At 54.5% G+C, this 16,829-nt stretch carries 13 protein-coding genes; 3 read left to right on the forward strand and 10 right to left on the reverse strand.

Annotated elements, in window-relative coordinates; genetic code table 11:
• Both guaA and guaB read right to left on the reverse strand, forming a co-directional pair.
• A partial coding sequence (gene guaA, locus WCC56_RS11360; protein ID WP_424692474.1) for a glutamine-hydrolyzing GMP synthase occupies positions 1–1,470 on the reverse strand: 1,470 nt, incomplete at its 3' end.
• 81 nt (positions 1,471–1,551) lie between these two features.
• Positions 1,552–3,018, reverse strand: coding sequence for an IMP dehydrogenase (guaB, locus tag WCC56_RS11365; protein ID WP_424692475.1), 1,467 nt, complete (start codon positions 3,016–3,018; stop codon positions 1,552–1,554).
• A 170-nt stretch (positions 3,019–3,188) separates the two neighbouring features.
• Between guaB and xseA the strand changes: the two genes are divergently transcribed.
• The 3 genes from xseA to WCC56_RS11380 all read left to right on the forward strand — a co-directional run bounded on the left by xseA (position 3,189) and on the right by WCC56_RS11380 (position 6,014).
• Positions 3,189–4,568: an exodeoxyribonuclease VII large subunit gene (xseA, locus tag WCC56_RS11370; protein ID WP_424692476.1), complete on the forward strand. Its 1,380-nt coding sequence runs from the start codon at positions 3,189–3,191 to the stop codon at positions 4,566–4,568.
• 100 nt (positions 4,569–4,668) lie between these two features.
• On the forward strand, positions 4,669–5,682 hold the full coding sequence (locus WCC56_RS11375) for a M4 family metallopeptidase (protein WP_424692477.1): 1,014 nt from the start codon (positions 4,669–4,671) through the stop codon (positions 5,680–5,682).
• A complete protein-coding gene (locus tag WCC56_RS11380) occupies positions 5,682–6,014 on the forward strand; it encodes a protealysin inhibitor emfourin (RefSeq protein WP_424692478.1) in 333 nt (110 codons plus the stop codon). The genes WCC56_RS11375 and WCC56_RS11380 overlap by 1 nt, the downstream gene beginning before the upstream one ends.
• 83 nt (positions 6,015–6,097) lie before the next feature.
• Here the strand turns inward: WCC56_RS11380 and WCC56_RS11385 are convergent, their stop codons facing one another.
• The 8 genes from WCC56_RS11385 to pilW all read right to left on the reverse strand — a co-directional run bounded on the left by WCC56_RS11385 (position 6,098) and on the right by pilW (position 16,767).
• Complete coding sequence (locus WCC56_RS11385) at positions 6,098–8,530, reverse strand: glucose/quinate/shikimate family membrane-bound PQQ-dependent dehydrogenase (protein ID WP_424692479.1); 2,433 nt, start codon at positions 8,528–8,530, stop codon at positions 6,098–6,100.
• 438 nt (positions 8,531–8,968) lie between these two features.
• A complete protein-coding gene (gene der / locus WCC56_RS11390; protein ID WP_424692480.1) occupies positions 8,969–10,456 on the reverse strand; it encodes a ribosome biogenesis GTPase Der in 1,488 nt (495 codons plus the stop codon).
• Between the two features lie 177 nt (positions 10,457–10,633).
• Complete coding sequence (bamB, locus tag WCC56_RS11395; protein ID WP_424692481.1) at positions 10,634–11,815, reverse strand: outer membrane protein assembly factor BamB; 1,182 nt, start codon at positions 11,813–11,815, stop codon at positions 10,634–10,636.
• Positions 11,816–11,862: 47 nt separating this feature from the next.
• A complete protein-coding gene (locus WCC56_RS11400) occupies positions 11,863–12,483 on the reverse strand; it encodes a YfgM family protein (RefSeq protein WP_424692482.1) in 621 nt (206 codons plus the stop codon).
• Between the two features lie 39 nt (positions 12,484–12,522).
• Positions 12,523–13,797 (reverse strand): histidine--tRNA ligase, encoded by a 1,275-nt coding sequence (gene hisS, locus WCC56_RS11405; protein WP_424692483.1) that lies wholly within the window; start codon positions 13,795–13,797, stop codon positions 12,523–12,525.
• A 99-nt stretch (positions 13,798–13,896) separates the two neighbouring features.
• Positions 13,897–15,018 (reverse strand): flavodoxin-dependent (E)-4-hydroxy-3-methylbut-2-enyl-diphosphate synthase, encoded by a 1,122-nt coding sequence (gene ispG, locus WCC56_RS11410; RefSeq protein WP_424692484.1) that lies wholly within the window; start codon positions 15,016–15,018, stop codon positions 13,897–13,899.
• A gap of 41 nt (positions 15,019–15,059) precedes the next feature.
• Complete coding sequence (gene rodZ / locus WCC56_RS11415) at positions 15,060–16,049, reverse strand: cytoskeleton protein RodZ (RefSeq protein ID WP_424692485.1); 990 nt, start codon at positions 16,047–16,049, stop codon at positions 15,060–15,062.
• Positions 16,039–16,767, reverse strand: a complete 729-nt coding sequence (gene pilW / locus WCC56_RS11420; RefSeq protein WP_424692486.1) for a type IV pilus biogenesis/stability protein PilW — start codon at positions 16,765–16,767, stop codon at positions 16,039–16,041. Before pilW ends, rodZ begins: the two co-directional genes overlap by 11 nt.
• Between the last annotated feature and the right edge of the window lie 62 nt (positions 16,768–16,829).

Below are 16,829 nucleotides of genomic sequence, written 5' to 3' on the forward strand. Positions count from 1 at the left end.
AGGCAGATGTGCCCAATGCGCGGTCATAAAGTCGATGGTCTCTACAGCGCGCAGAGAAACGACCCAATCATATTTACGGCCATCGCCCATCACGCCAACGGAACGGACTGGCAGGAACACGGTGAACGCCTGGCTGACCTTGTTATACAGGTCGGCTTTATGCAGCTCTTCGATGAAGATCGCATCAGCACGGCGCAGCAGGTCACAATACTCTTTCTTCACTTCGCCCAACACGCGAACACCAAGGCCTGGACCAGGGAACGGGTGACGGAACAGCATGTCGTGAGGCAGACCTAATTCCAGACCGATTTTGCGCACTTCGTCTTTGAACAGCTCTTTCAGCGGCTCAACCAGACCCAGTTTCATCTCTTTCGGCAGCCCACCCACGTTGTGGTGAGACTTGATCACGTGCGCTTTGCCTGTGGCAGAAGCAGCAGACTCGATCACGTCCGGATAGATGGTGCCCTGAGCCAGCCACTTCACGTCCTGCAGCAGAGTAGCGTGCTCGTCGAACACTTCCACAAAGACGCGACCAATGGTCTTACGCTTCGCTTCAGGCTCGTCGATGCCAGCCAGCGCATCCAGGAAACGATCTTCAGCCGCAACGTGGATGATGTTCAGACCGAAATGGTCACCAAACATATCCATCACCTGCTCTGCTTCGTTAAGACGCAGCAGACCGTTATCCACGAACACGCAGGTCAGACGGTCGCCAATGGCGCGGTGCAGCAGCATGGCAGTGACAGAGGAATCCACACCGCCAGACAGGCCGAGGATCACTTTGTCGTTACCAATCTGCTCACGCAGACGCTCAACGGTGTCTTCGATGATTTTTGCCGGTGTCCACAGAGCTTCACACTCGCAGATATCGCGCACGAAACGCTCCAGCAGACGCAGACCCTGACGGGTGTGAGTCACTTCCGGGTGGAACTGCACGCCGTACAGGCGCTTCTCTTCGTTGGCGATAATCGCAAACGGACAGGTTTCAGTGCTGGCAACGGTAACGAAATCAGCCGGGATTGCAGACACTTTATCGCCATGGCTCATCCAGACATCCATCAGCGGTTTACCGTCTGCGCTCAGGGAGTCTTCGATGCCACGGGTCAGTGCGCTTTGCAGGGCTATTTCAACCTGTGCATAGCCAAATTCACGCTCGTTAGAGCCTTCCACTTTGCCACCCAGCTGCAACGCCATGGTCTGCATGCCGTAGCAAACGCCCAGCACTGGCACGCCAGCATTGAACACGTACTCAGGCGCACGCGGGCTTGAATGCTCGGTGGTGCTTTCCGGGCCACCGGAAAGGATGATGCCGTTCGGGTTGAACCCGCGGATCTGCTCTTCGGTGACATCCCACGCCCACAGTTCACAGTAGACGCCCAGCTCACGCACACGGCGTGCAACCAGCTGCGTGTACTGCGAGCCGAAATCAAGGATCAGAATGCGATGTTTATGAATATTTTCCGTCGTCATTGGGCTATTCCAGGGCGATATAACAAATTCAGGGAGAAGGTGTAATACGCCCGGCTAAGCCGGGCGTGGGGTTCAGCTATGTTATGAACCCATACGGTAGTTCGGGGACTCTTTAGTGATCGTCACATCGTGAACGTGACTTTCCGAAATACCGGCGCCGCTGATGCGGACAAATTCTGCTTTGGTGCGCAGGTCGTCGATGGTAGCACAACCGGTCAGACCCATACAGGAGCGCAGGCCGCCCATTTGCTGGTGAACGATCTCTTTCAGGCGGCCTTTGTAAGCCACGCGCCCTTCAATCCCTTCCGGTACCAGTTTGTCCGCAGCGTTATCGGTCTGGAAGTAACGGTCAGAGGAACCCTTGGACATCGCGCCCAGAGAACCCATGCCACGGTAGGATTTGAAAGAACGGCCCTGATACAGCTCGATTTCGCCCGGAGATTCTTCAGTACCAGCCAGCATAGAGCCCACCATCACCGCAGAAGCGCCAGCAGCGATAGCTTTAGCGATATCACCAGAGAAGCGGATGCCGCCATCGGCGATAACTGGAATGCCAGTGCCTTCCAGCGCTTCAACCGCGTCAGAAACTGCAGTGATCTGCGGAACGCCCACCCCGGTAACGATACGGGTAGTACAGATTGAGCCAGGGCCGATACCCACTTTCACTGCGCTCACGCCAGCTTCAACCAGCGCCAGTGCACCAGCACCAGTCGCTACGTTGCCGCCAAGGATTTGCAGATCAGGGTATTTAGCACGGGTTTCACGGATACGTTGCAGAACGCCTTCAGAATGACCGTGTGAGGAGTCAATCAGCAGCACGTCAACACCAGCAGCGACCAGCGCATCAACGCGCTCTTCGTTACCGGCACCGGCGCCAACTGCAGCACCAACGCGCAGACGGCCATGCTCGTCTTTACAGGCGTTAGGTTTACGTTCGGCTTTCTGGAAGTCTTTAACGGTGATCATGCCCAGCAGATGGAATTTGTCATCCACCACCAGCGCTTTCTCTACACGCTTTTCATGCATTTTATGCAGAACGACTTCGCGGGCTTCGCCTTCACGCACGGTAACCAGACGGTCTTTCGGGGTCATTACAGCTGAAACCGGCAGGCTCAGGTCGGTTACGAAGCGCACGTCACGACCGGTGATGATACCGACCAGCTCGTTGTCGCCGTTCACAACCGGGTAACCAGCAAAGCCGTTACGTTCGGTCAGAATTTTAACATCGCTCAGTGCGGTAGTGGGCAGAACAGTCTGGGGATCGGTAACAACGCCACTTTCATGTTTCTTCACCTTGCGAACTTCTTCCGCCTGGCGCTCGATTGGCATGTTTTTATGGATAAAGCCGAGTCCACCTTCCTGCGCCAGGGCGATAGCCAGACCAGATTCGGTCACGGTATCCATAGCAGCGGAAAGCATTGGGATGTTCAAACGGATAGATTTAGTAAGCTGGGTGCTGAGGTCAGCCGTGTTGGGTAAGACTGTGGAGTGAGCAGGAACGAGCAAAACGTCGTCGAAAGTCAGGGCTTCTTTAGTGATTCTTAGCATGGCAATATCTCAACCTCAGGGTGAATGAGAACTTGTAAAATATTGCCGCGGCATTATACAGGCCGTAATCGATTGCCTCCAGCATTATTTACGAAAATATCTTGATCCCTTCACTGAGGCCTGTAGTATCGGTCAATTAACCCTCTGATTTAAAATTTGATCTTCATCACATGTCGCTACCGCCATCAGCCAATATTTTTACCGTCAGCCGTCTCAATACGACAGTGCGCAAGCTGCTGGAGATGGAAATGGGCCAGGTCTGGCTGAGTGCTGAAATCTCCAACCTCTCTCAGCCCTCTTCCGGTCACTGGTATTTCACTTTGAAAGACGATGGGGCTCAGGTTCGCTGTGCGATGTTCCGCAACAGTAACCGGCGAGTGACCTTCCGTCCGCAAAATGGTCAGCAAGTTTTGGTCAGAGCGACCATCACGCTGTATGAACCTCGCGGGGATTACCAGCTGATTGCCGAAAGCATGCAACCAGCCGGTGAAGGTCTCCTGCAGCAGCAGTTTGAACAGCTGAAGCAGAAGCTGATGAGCGAAGGTCTGTTTGAACAGAGCCACAAACAGCCGTTGCCAGACCCAGCCCGTCAGGTTGGCGTGATCACCTCTTCCACCGGCGCAGCGTTACATGACGTGCTGCGCGTGCTGCACCGACGCGATCCCTCTTTGCCTGTGGTTATCTACCCTACTCCGGTTCAGGGCGTGGATGCCCCGGCGAGCATTGTTCGTGCCATTGAAATTGCCAACGCCCGTGCCGAGTGTGATGTGCTGATCGTTGGGCGAGGCGGCGGCTCGCTGGAAGATTTGTGGAGCTTCAACGATGAGCGGGTTGCCCGCGCTATCTACGCCAGCCGAATTCCGATAGTCAGTGCGGTTGGGCATGAAACCGATGTGACCATTGCTGATTTTGTGGCTGACCTGCGCGCGCCTACCCCTTCAGCCGCCGCAGAACTGGTTAGCCGTAATCAGATTGAACTGCTGCGCCAGCTGCAATCCCAGCAAACACGGCTGGAAATGGCGATGGATTATTACCTCGCGCAGAAGAGCAGAACGTTTACCCGAATTCAGCATCGTTTGCAGCAGCAGCATCCGCAGTTACGGCTGGCCCGTCAGCAGACCTCTCTGATGCGTCTGCAACGCCGTCTGGACGACGCAATGCAACTAAGAGTACGTCAGGCTACCCGTCAGCAGGAACGTGCTGAGCAGCGTCTGAGCGCGTTTCAGCCGCAGGCCCGAATCCATCGCGCTCAACAAAACCTGCAGCAGTGGCAATACCGTCTGCAACAGGCCATGCAACAGCAGCTAAACGGCGGTAAACAGCGGTTCTCCACGCTCACCGCACAGCTTGAAGGCGTCAGCCCGCTGGCTACACTGGCGCGTGGGTTCAGCGTCACTACGGCGCATGATGGTCAGGTGGTGAAAAAGACCCGGCAAGTTCATCCCGGCGACACACTAAAAACCCGTCTGGATGATGGTTGGGTAGAGAGTGAAGTCACCTCCATTACTCCCGCTAAAAAACCGCGTAAGAGCAAAGATCCCGCAGCCTGATCCTGATCCCGCCTGATTAGCAGGCGGGAGTAACCTCCCCGCAAAACTCTCTCTGGCGACTATACTTTCTGCATACTCACCGTCGACCAGGGAGCATGGTATGCACTATGGCGTAATCCCCCCTTACATCCTGCGTAAAATTATTGATAACGGTTCCGGGCAGCAACAGAGCTGCGCGCGCAATACGCTGGCCCATGTTCAGACGCTGATGGCGGAGAACTGGGTCAAGCCCGAAGGCGCCAAAAATGCCACACCCGGCCAGGTCCGGCGGGAAATTTATGATTCAGAGCAGACACAAAATCTGCCCGGCACGCTAGTCCGCAGCGAAGGACAGCCTGCGGGTAACGATATTGCCTCGACCGAAGCTTATGATTACCTCGGGGTCACCTATGATTTCTTCTGGCAGGCATACCAGCGCCACTCGCTGGATAATCAGGGGTTGTCACTGAAAGGCACCGTCCATTACGGGAAAGGCTATCAGAACGCCTTCTGGAACGGTCAGCAGATGGTGTTCGGCGATGGTGACGGCGAGATATTCAACCGCTTCACTATCGCGCTGGATGTGGTCGGTCATGAGCTGGCACACGGGGTTACAGAAACCGAAGCTGGGTTGATCTATTTCGAGCAGGCTGGCGCACTGAACGAATCGCTGTCTGACGTTTTCGGTTCGCTGGTGAAACAATTTCATCAGAAGCAAACAGCCGATCAGGCCGACTGGATTATTGGCGAAGGTTTGCTGGCTGAAGGGATCAAAGGCAAAGGCCTGCGGTCGATGTCAGAGCCCGGTACGGCCTATGACGATCCGCTGTTGGGCAAAGACCCTCAGCCTGCCGACATGAAAGGCTATATTCAGACCCGCGATGATAATGGCGGTGTCCACCTGAATTCAGGCATTCCAAATCGGGCATTTTATCTGGCGGCTAAGGCGTTGGGAGGCTATGCGTGGGAACAGGCAGGTTACGCCTGGTATGACACGGTGTGTGACAAAACCCTGCCACAGAATGCCGATTTCAAGACTTTTGCCGGCTTCACCCTTAAACATGGCCAGAAACGGTTTAATAAGGCCGTTGCGCAGGCAATTGAAGAGGCCTGGAAACAGGTAGGCGTACTCTGATGCAAACCTTGCCGGAACTCACTGATGATGCGGTGATCGATCTCGCGCGTGAAGGCGGGTTTGCCTACATCCCCAAACTGTCGGGGCCGAGGCGGATTGCGCTGGCGCAGCTTAGCGGGCCCCAGCGTGAACATGTCTGTAATGTCTTGCGCCAGGCGATGCCTCTGGCTGAAACGCCAGCAGAACAAGGTCGCGCCGGACAAGGCGATCAACGCTATTACCGTATTGAAATCAGCTATGCCACGCCCGATCGGCTGGGGAATATTGTGATCATCATCCCTGAGCATCTTGCCCCCCCCGAACTGGTAGAACTCTGGCAACAGGGCCAATAGCGTTGTCCGGCAGGCAATAAAAAAGCCCCTTCAGTAATGAAGGGGCTTGTTCTTTTCAGGCCTTCAGAGGTTTCCCTCCGCGCTTACTTATCCAGTGCGTAAGCAATCACGTAGTCACCACGGTCCGGAGACTGACGGCCACCGCCTGCAGAAATCAGGATGTACTGCTTCCCGTTTTCTGGAGAGACGTAGCTGATTGGCGTGCCCTGGCTGCCGACTGGCAGGCGAGCTTTCCATACTTCTTTACCGGTTGCGGTATCGAAGGCGCGCAGGTAGTAATCCTGAGTGCCGGCAATGAACACCAGGCCGCCCTGAGTGGCCATGGTGCCGCCCAGCGATGGCATGCCCACAGGCATCTGCGCATGCATTTTGATACCAAATGGCCCGGTATCCTGCACAGTGCCTACCGGCACCTGCCAGACGATTTTCTGCGTGTTCAGGTCAATAGCAGACAGTGTCCCGAACGGTGGCTTCTGGCAAGGAATGCCCAGCGGCGACATGAAGCGGTTTTTGTTCACTGCATACGGCGTGCCTTTCATCGGCACCAGACCCATCCCGGTGTTAACGGCTTCACCACCGTTATTCACTGCGCCATCTTTCGCGGGTGCTGCAGCAACCATCTGCTGCCACAGGCCCAGACGCATATCATTGACGAACAGGTAGTTATGGTTTGGATCGGTAGACATGCTACCCCAGTTCATCCCACCCAGAGAGCCAGGGAAGCTGAGGGAGATATCGGTGCCTGGCGGGGTATAAAGCCCGTTATAGCGCATTGACTTGAAGCTGATACGGCACGCCAGCTGATCGAACGGCGTAGCACCCCACATGTCAGACTCTTTCAGCGTTTCGTTGCCAATCTGCGGCATGCCTACTGAACGTGGCTGGGTTTTGGAATACTGCTCGTTAGGGATGTTAGCAAGCGGAACCTTCTGCTCTTCCACTTTGGTCAGCGGCTCACCAGTCTGGCGATCAAGAACGTAGATCTGACCAGACTTCGTCCCGATAACCACGGCTGGCTTCTTGCTGCCATCCTTCATCGGGAAGTTAACGAGGCTTGGCTGCATTGGCAGGTCGAAGTCCCACAGATCGTTATGCACGGTCTGATAAACCCACTTCTCTTTACCGGTAGTGGCATCAACAGCCAGGACGGCTGCGCCATATTTGTGATCAAGCTTGGTACGGTTAACGCCCCACAGATCGACAGACGAGCTGCCCATCGGGATGAACACGGTGTTCATGTTAGGGTCGTAAGACATCGGCGCCCAGGAGTTAGGCGTGCTGCGGGTAAAGTGCTCGCCCGGCATCAGGATAGCATTTGGATCATCCTTGCCTGGATCGAACGCCCAACGCATTTTACCGGTGATCACGTCAAAGCCACGCATTACGCCACCAGGCATATCGGTGCTGACGTTATCCGCCACACGGCCACCCACAACCACGGTGCTGCCAGCCAGCGTAGGCGCTGAAGTCAGTACGTAGCTAGGGTCTTTTGCATCGCCCATCCCTTCATGCAGATCAACGGTGCCATTCTTGCCGAAATCAGCACAGAACTGGCCATTATCGGCATCCAGCGCCATCAGGCGACCATCGATGGTGTTCATCAGCACACGACGCTGACAGGCAGCACCAGCTGGCAGGTTAACCGGCGCCGGCGCGTTAGAACCAGGCGCAGCAGGCTGCGTCAACGGTTTAGTCGCGTCGAAGTAAGCCAGACCACGGCAACGCATCCAGACGGAGGATTTCGCGTTGATGTCTGCTTTCCAGATCTGCTTACCAGTATCTGCAGCTACAGCTATGACATTGTTATGCGGAGTACACAGGAAGACGGTGTTACCTACTTGCAAAGGAGTCTGCTGATCTTCTGCACCGTTCCCGTCCGGGCTCAGTGGCGTGTCACCAGTGTGGTAAGTCCAGGCGACTTTCAGATCTTTCACGTTGTCGCGAGTGATCTGGTCCAACGCCACGAAGCGGCTACCGCCCGGTGTATTACCGTAGTTATCCCAGTTTTTCTGCTGCTGATCTTTAGCAACAGAAACCAGTGGCAATTCCTGACCGTTTGCCACGGTAGGATGCGGCTGGAACATCTGAACCAGCGTGGCAACCATGCCGACTACCAGCACCGCTGAGAGAGCGTAAGCCGGTTTGGCAGCGGAAGGCTTACCTTCACGCTTGCGCAGAGCTGGCAGCGTAATCATCGCCACTAACAGCAAACCGGCCAGCGTCATCAGACGAGAGACCAGCGGCCAGAAATCCATGCCAGCGTCCTGAACGGCCCAGATAGCCGAACCGATAAACACCAGCGCGAAAATCGTCACAGCGGAAGATTTACGGCGGAAGAATTGAATCGCGGAAAGTACGGTGAACACGCCGGCAATAACGAAATACCAGCTACCGCCCAGTGAAACCAGTTTCCCGCCACCAATCACAAAGAAAAGGCCGGTCGCCAGTAAGACTACCCCCAGCAAAACGCACCACAAGCTCAGCCATTTTGACGGCCGGGCATTCAGTTGAGACATGGTAAAAATACTCCTGAACAGAATAGGGCTTTAGCACAATCTTCATTTGGCTTCAGTACCCCTAACGCGAAGGTTGGCAGGTAGCGGAGGGCAATGAATATTATTCTTAAGTCACTAAACTTATTAACAATTCGTTACGGGCTGTTCCCGTCCTGTGTTACTCAAAGCCACTACTGGCGCCCTTTGGCGGCAAAGAGGGCTGTGAAATAACGGCAAAATTGTACCACGTGGTTCATAAAGTAATAAACACAAACTTAACAAACTTCACACTTCTCGCTTTTTTTGACAAAACCACGGCGCAACAGGAAAAAAAATGCGCAATAGTTTCTTGCCACAATAATTCATTATAGCTGGAGTTTATTTTTTGAAATTGACGTGGGGGGAGTGGCGAGGACGGAATAAAAAAGGGAGCCCGCAGGCTCCCTTATCAAAGGCAGGTTACTTTTTCTTCAAATGGCTCATTAAACGCTTACGTTTGCGCAGCTGATTTGGCGTCAGCAGGTTACGTTTGCCTTCATACGGGTTGTCGCCTTCCTTAAACTGAATACGGATTGGCGTGCCCATCACTTCCAGTGAACGACGGAAGTAGTTCATCAGGTAGCGTTTGTAGGAATCCGGCAGATCTTTCACCTGATTGCCGTGGATAACCACAATCGGCGGGTTGTAGCCACCGGCGTGAGCATATTTCAGCTTCACACGACGGCTACGCACCAGCGGCGGCTGATGGTCATCAGCAGCCATATTCATGATGCGCGTCAGCATTGAGGTGTTTACGCGGCGCGTAGAACAGTCATAAGCTTCGGTTACCGATTCGAACAGGTTACCCACACCGCTGCCATGCAAGGCAGAGATGAAGTGCACGCGCGCAAAGTCGATAAAGCCCAGACGGAAGTCCAGCGTCTCTTTCACTTCATCACGCACTTCCTGTGACAGGCCATCCCACTTGTTGACCACAATCACCAGCGAACGGCCACTGTTGAGGATAAAGCCCAGCAGTGACAGATCCTGATCGGAGATACCTTCGCGGGCATCAATAACCAGCATCACAACGTTAGCGTCTTCAATAGCCTGCAGGGTTTTAATGACCGAGAACTTCTCAACAGTTTCGGTAACCTTGCCACGCTTACGGACACCAGCGGTATCAATCAGGATGTATTCGCGGCCGTCGCGCTCCATCGGGATGTAGATACTGTCGCGGGTTGTGCCTGGGGCATCGAATACCACTACGCGGTCTTCGCCCAGAATACGGTTAGTCAGTGTGGACTTACCTACGTTAGGACGCCCCACAATCGCCAGCTTGATCGGCAGATCCAGCGGGTTGAAATTGTCTTCAGCTTCCGCCGCTTCGATTTCTCCCTGCTCTGCAGCTTCCAAATCAGCCCAGTAAGCCGCGTTCTCTTCTTCTTCTGTCAGCGGAGCCGCTTCTTCTTCCACTTCACGGTAAGGCTCAAGGACGTCTTCCAGCAGGCTGGAAACGCCACGGCCATGAGAAGCAGCAATCGCATGGATCTCGCCCAGGCCTAACGAATAGAAGTCCACCACGGCGGAATCTGGATCCATACCGTCAGTTTTGTTCGCCACCAGGAAAGTCGGTTTTTCGCGCGAGCGTAAATGCTGGGCGATAGCGATATCAGCAGGCATCAGGCCGGCACGGGCATCAACCATAAACAGCACCACGTCAGCTTCTTCAATCGCCAACAGGGACTGCGCGGCCATGCGCGTTTCCACACCTTCTTCGTTGCCATCAATACCGCCGGTATCGATGCAAATAAACTGCTGCCCTTCGACCTCGGCACGACCATATTTACGGTCACGCGTGAGTCCAGGAAAATCCGCCACCAGTGCATCTCGCGTATGCGTTAAACGGTTAAACAGGGTGGATTTTCCCACATTGGGACGCCCGACCAGCGCGACCACAGGTACCATATTGAAGCCTCATGACAAAAATTAAGCGCCTGACATACATATTATTCATGCACGACAAACAAAGAGAGTGCTGACGCACACGCAGGCTGAAGGCGTAGAGGATACCACGCCCAGAGAAAAACGAAACGGCCCCTGACGAATCAGGAGCCGTTTAAGACCAGAATCAGCTGGATGACGTTAGCGAGTAAACGCGTAAACTTCGCCGCCTTTTGCCTGGATCAATAACTTATCGCTGGCGACAACTGGCTCAGTCTGGAAGCCGGAACTGTCAACTTCCTGCTGAGCAACGAAACGACCGTCGTCAGTGTTAATCCAGTGCAGGTAGCCTTCACTGTCACCCACAACCAGATAGCCGTTGTACAGCACTGGTGAGGTCAGGTTACGGTGCAGCAGATCGCTCTGACGCCAGACGGTCACGCCGCCTTCGGTGTTCAGGGCGACAACACGGTCATCCTGATCGACCAGATAAATACGACCGCCATCGACGATCATATCGTGCACTGAGCCAATTTCACGCTTCCACAGGATTTGACCAGAACGCAGGTCCATCGCCGTCAGGTCACCGTTGTACGCCAGTGCATAAACCACACCGTTCACCACAACTGGCGTGGTATCAACATCGGACAGACGATCGATTTCCGTAGCGCCGCTAGGCTGGGAAATACGCTGCTGCCAGATAATCTGGCCCTGGTTCATCATCACAGCACTAACGCGACCGTTATCACCGCCGACAATGGCTGCGCCGAAAGCGGCAGTAGGAGCAGATTCGCCACGCAGAGAAAGCGCAGGAACATCCAGGTTGACCGACCATTTAATGGCACCGCTGGTCTGATCCAGACCCTGCAGCATGCCATTGCTGGTGTGAACCAGTACCAGGCCATCGCTGACTACCGGACGGGAAAGAACTTCACCGGCCGCTTTCGTCTGCCAGGCAACAGAACCGTCACTGCTGTTCAGGGCATAAACCTGAGCACGTTCGCTCCCCAGGTAAACATGGCCACCGTCGACCGTTACGCCACCAGAAATCAGCGCCGGGCGGTTGCTGGAGAAGAAGCCGGTCTTTTCTGACAGATCAACTTTCCACTGTTCTTTACCGTCGCCCGCATTCAGTGCTTTCACAATGCCATGGCGATCGGCTGCATAGACAGTACTGTCGGCCCAGGCTGGATGCAGGTTGGAGTAGTAATCACCCACTCCATCACCTACTGAGGTGCTCCAGACTTTTTCCGGGGTAAACTGATTTTCAACTTTTGGTAACGGTGACATTTTAACAACGTCTTCTTCACCGCTAAACCATGAACATCCGCTGAGCAAAGTGACTGAAATCAGTCCCGGCAGAAGTATCTTACGCAATTCCATGAAATCCCTCTTGAGCCTGTGGAGGCAATTTTATACCGCGGGTAAACTTAGCCGGGTAAATTATTCATTTTCATCTGCAGCATCTCTTTCAGCGCCGGAGACGCGTCAGAGTCAATGCCTTTGCTCCAGGCATCGTGGGCGCCTTTGGTGTCGCCTTTGCTGAGCAGGGCTTCACCGCGCACATCAGCCACGATCGCTGTCCAGCTGTCACCTTTGATCAGATCGAGGGTTTTTACCGCCTCATCAGGTTTCTTCTGCTGCAGCTGAATGCGCGCCAGGCGCAGATTCAACACGGCTTGCAGGTTCGCGTCTTTGGTGTCTTTCAGGCCGCTTTGTAACTGTGCTGCCGCTTGATCCAGTTGGTTGCCGTCCGCATAACGCTTAGCCACATCCAGAGAAGCCAGCGCACCATAGGTGTTGCTGTTTTCACTGGCGAATTTGGCTGCAGCGGCCAGCGTCTCAGGCTTGCTGGTATCCAGCGCGCTGGAAACCTGCTGATAAGCAGCGGATGTTTCACGGCTGCTGCCATCTTCATGGCTGCTCCAGTAGCGCCAGCCGGCCAGTGCACCAATACCAATAATCACGCCGATAACCAGCGCCTTACCGTTCTGGGCGAAAAAACCGCGTAACGCATCAACCTGTTCGTTTTCGTTGCTATAGACTTCCACGCAAACCTTCTCCTTTAAAACCGCGATACCGCTTTTGGCTTATTTCAACATCGCTGCCAGTGTGGCTGCAGCATCACGTTGCGCCAGCGTCTGTTGCTCGCCATTACGCAAATCTTTAATAGTCACTTGCCCATTGGCAACTTCATCTTCACCCAGCATCAGTGCAACGCGAGCGCCCCACTTGTCCGCACGGGCGAACTGCTTCTTGAAATTACCGCCGCCGAAGTTAGTCATTAACTTCAGTGTCGGGTCTGTATCACGAATATGCTCCGCCAGTTGCATAGCGGCTGACTGCACGCCCTGTCCCGAAGCGATAACATAGACATCGACAATTCGTGTCGGTTCAAATTCCGGGTTAACTGCCTGAACCAGCAGCACCAGACGCTCCAGACCCATCGCAAAACCAACGGCTGGGGTAGCACGACCGCCAAGCTGTTCAACCAGACCATCATAACGGCCACCGCCACAAACGGTACCTTGTGAGCCCAGACTGGTGGTCACCCACTCAAAGACGGTGCGGTTGTAGTAATCAAGCCCACGAACCAGACGCTGGTTCACGGTATAGGCGATCCCCGCTGAATCCAGCAGTTCACACAGGCCAGCAAAGTGCTCGCGCGATTCGGTATCCAGATAATCGCTCAGCTCAGGTGCCGAGTTCAGCAAGGCCTGAATATCCTGATTCTTGCTGTCCAGCACTCGCAGAGGATTGGTGTACATGCGGCGTTTGCAGTCTTCATCCAGCACGTCCTGATGTTGCTCCAGGAAGGCGATCAGCGCATCACGGTAGTTAGCGCGAGCTTCCAGTGAACCAATAGAGTTCAGCTCCAGCTTAACGTGCTCAGAAATGCCCAGCGCTTTCCACCAACGAGCGGTCAGCATAATCAGCTCAGCATCTACGTCTGGCCCCTGAAGACCGAAAACTTCAACACCCATTTGATGAAACTGGCGATAGCGCCCTTTCTGCGGACGCTCGTAGCGGAACATAGGTCCCACATACCAGAGGCGCTGCTCCTGATTGTACAGCAGACCGTGTTCGATGCCGGCACGTACGCAACCTGCCGTTCCTTCCGGACGCAGCGTCAGGCTTTCGCCATTGCGGTCTTCGAAGGTGTACATCTCTTTTTCAACCACGTCGGTAACTTCACCGATCGCGCGCTTGAACAAGGGGGTCTGCTCTACAATCGGCAGGCGGATTTCACTGTAGCCATAGCTGGCCAGCACCTGCTTGAGGATCTGCTCAATGCGTTGCCATACAACGGTTTCCGCGGGGAGGTAATCATTCATGCCACGGATAGCCTGGATATTCTTCGCCACTTTTTTTCTCTTATTAACTCAGGGGCTGGTTAAAAGGTCCGGGAAAGCGCTTATCAAAAGCCTCTCCTCCCGGCCTTCAGGCCAACCCGCAAATGCGATTTATTTTTCTAACTGCTGAATAGCAATGCGGCGGCTTTCGTCCATCATCGTGGCTTTGGCACGAATGCGCGCCTCCAGCTGATCGATCATGTCGTTGTTATCAAGACGCTCACGCAAGCGCACGCCGTCTTCATACAAGCCACTTTTCTTGTTGCTACCGGTGACGCCAAGGGTGGAAACCAGTGCTTCACCCGGGCCATTCACCACACAGCCGATAATGGAGATATCCATCGGCGTCACAATATCTTCCAGACGCTGCTCAAGTTCATTCACGGTACCGATCACGTCAAACTCCTGACGTGAACAGGTCGGGCAGGCAATGAAGTTGATGCCGCGTGAGCGAATGCGCAGGGATTTGAGGATATCGAACCCGACTTTAACTTCTTCCACCGGATCGGCGGCTAACGAAATACGCAGCGTATCGCCGATGCCTTCAGAGAGCAGCAGGCCAAGACCGATAGCGGATTTCACTGAGCCTGCACGCATACCACCGGCTTCGGTGATCCCCAGGTGCAAAGGTTGATCAATCTGCTTCGCCAGCAAGCGGTAAGACTCAACGGCCAGAAACACGTCGGAGGCTTTTACGCTGACTTTAAACTGATCGAAGTTAAGACGATCCAGATGATCGACATGGCGCATGGCTGATTCCAGCAGGGCTTGAGGCGTAGGTTCGCCATACTTTTCCTGCAGGTCTTTTTCCAGCGATCCGGCATTCACGCCGATACGAATAGGGATGTTGTAGTGACGCGCGCAGTCCACAACCTGGCGGATACGCTGATCATTGCCAATGTTACCCGGGTTGATGCGCAGGCAGTCAACGCCGTATTCGGCAACCTTAAGGGCAATGCGATAGTCAAAATGGATATCGGCAACCAGCGGGACGTTTACCTGCTGCTTGATCAGGCGAAAAGCCTCAGCGGCGTCCATGGTAGGAACAGAAACGCGAACAATGTCGACACCGACACGCTCAAGCGCTTTGATTTGTTCGACCGTTGCGGCCACATCGGTGGTTCGCGTGTTGGTCATGGACTGAACGGCTATTGGTGCTCCGTCGCCCACTGGCACCTTGCCGACGTAAATGCGCGTAGATTTGCGGCGGATAATGGGTGCTTGGTTATGCATAGTCTTCTTTCTCCACAATTACTCGCGATCAGAAAGATGCGTTATTGCGCACCGACTGTCAGGCGAGCAACCTGGTTAGTACGGATGAAACGACTCAGATCGACCGGTTGGCCTTGATACTGGATCTGAACGGCGCCCGGCGCACCAATCTTCAGACGATATGGCGCTGTACCGGCGAGGCTGAGTTTACCACCACTACGCTGCATTCCGCTGAACAGTTTTTTCCCTGTCGCATCGGTAACTTCCAGCCAGCAGTCTTTATCAAAATTCATCACCAGCGCATTAGCCTCGGCTGCAGGCGCGCTAACGCCTGCAGCTCCGGTTGGCATCTGGCTGTTAGACGTGTTGTCCACAGGAGCCTGAGAAGGCGATACGGCAACCGGCTCTGAAGAAGCCGCGGCAGTGTTTGCCGGGGCCTGAGTTGCGGTTGGTGCATTGGCTGCAGCTGGAGCCGTCTCTACTGGCGTCTGGGCTGAGGAGTCAGCAGGCACACTTTGTGCGGCCGAGTTATCGGCCAGTGTGCTGTCATTGCTGCTGTCACCCAACGGGATCGACTGGCTGTTATCGCCACTGGTTCCCGCGTTCTGATCGGCCATTGAAACCAGATCGTCCTGAGCAGCCTTGTGGTTTTGCCACCACCAGGCGCCGGTCAATCCGACGACAACAAACAGGACCAGCCAGGTGAAAATCATCAACCAGCCATCACGCTTTTTGCGACGTTTGCCCAGAGAGAAGCTCTGCATCGGCTCCACTTTGGCCGCACGAACAGGCGAATGCTTAGCCATCATCGGTAGCAATTCGTCTTCAGGCACGTGGACCAGACGGGCATACGAGCGGATATAACCCCGCAGGAAGGTCGATGCCAGATCGGCAGGCGACTTGTCCTCTTCAAGATCACGGACGGTGGAAAGTTTCAGGCAAAGGCGTTCAGCAACATTCTGCTGAGTCAGTCCCATTTGCTCACGGGCACTGCGCAGGCGCTGGCCTGTTGAATTTACTGCTGAGTTATCTTGAGTGGCTTCAGTATTCATTAGCTAAATAATGCAGGTGCTGTATCGATTGTGGAAAATTTCGCGCCAACTGCTCCCCGGCAAGCTTAACGCCTTCGGAGTGCTGCGCCAGCGCGGCGAAGCGAATCTCTAACCACAAACTCTCAGCCGAGGCTGAAAAGTTGTGTTGATAAACATCTAAAAGGAGTCGCGATACCTCGCGCTCATTCTTTCCAAATCGCCTTTCGGCTTCTGCCAGCAGAGCCTTTCCCTTGTCCACAGCGTTTTGTGTTGCCTCAACCAGTGCGATCCGTGCCTTATGCTGCTCCCCCGCAAGGAGATAACAGTAACCGGCATTTTCCTTCGCATCGGCAAGCACGCCGTTTTGAGGTAATTCAGCGGCTTTGCTGAACTGCTGCTGAGCCGCATCATACTGCCCTAAACGACAGAGAAACGCACCGTAATTATTGATTACGTCACGGTTTTCTCCTGCCAGTAGCAGAGCCTTCTGATAATGCTCGCCTGCAGCAACCAGGTTCCCTGAAAGCTGGTAAAAACGCGCCATCGCCAGCTGGGCACGATAATCCTTTGGCGAGAGCGCCGTGGCCTGTTGCAGATTGCGCTGAGCAGCAGGCAAATTATCGCGGGCCAGATAGTCCAGCCCCAATTGTAGCCGGGTCTGGAGCAAGTCATCGCGTGGCGATGAGTGGCAACCTGCAACCAGCAACAGTGCCAGCCAGAACGGGAATCCTTTACCCATGCAACCTCCTGATTTGCGTTAAGCGTATGGTACGCCTTTCAAATCAGGGCTGACAGCACCGG

Origin of the sequence: Erwinia sp., assembly GCF_049696395.1 — a bacterium.
GTDB lineage: Bacteria > Pseudomonadota > Gammaproteobacteria > Enterobacterales > Enterobacteriaceae > Erwinia.

Coding starts and splice junctions, on each gene's coding strand:
- guaB (WP_424692475.1), bottom strand. CDS start 3,018: ATGCTAAGAATCACTAAAGAAGCCCTGACTTTCGACGACGTTTTGCTC.
- xseA (WP_424692476.1), top strand. CDS start 3,189: ATGTCGCTACCGCCATCAGCCAATATTTTTACCGTCAGCCGTCTCAAT.
- der (WP_424692480.1), bottom strand. CDS start 10,456: ATGGTACCTGTGGTCGCGCTGGTCGGGCGTCCCAATGTGGGAAAATCC.
- bamB (WP_424692481.1), bottom strand. CDS start 11,815: ATGGAATTGCGTAAGATACTTCTGCCGGGACTGATTTCAGTCACTTTG.
- WCC56_RS11380 (WP_424692478.1), top strand. CDS start 5,682: ATGCAAACCTTGCCGGAACTCACTGATGATGCGGTGATCGATCTCGCG.
- WCC56_RS11385 (WP_424692479.1), bottom strand. CDS start 8,530: ATGTCTCAACTGAATGCCCGGCCGTCAAAATGGCTGAGCTTGTGGTGC.
- rodZ (WP_424692485.1), bottom strand. CDS start 16,049: ATGAATACTGAAGCCACTCAAGATAACTCAGCAGTAAATTCAACAGGC.
- ispG (WP_424692484.1), bottom strand. CDS start 15,018: ATGCATAACCAAGCACCCATTATCCGCCGCAAATCTACGCGCATTTAC.
- WCC56_RS11375 (WP_424692477.1), top strand. CDS start 4,669: ATGCACTATGGCGTAATCCCCCCTTACATCCTGCGTAAAATTATTGAT.
- pilW (WP_424692486.1), bottom strand. CDS start 16,767: ATGGGTAAAGGATTCCCGTTCTGGCTGGCACTGTTGCTGGTTGCAGGT.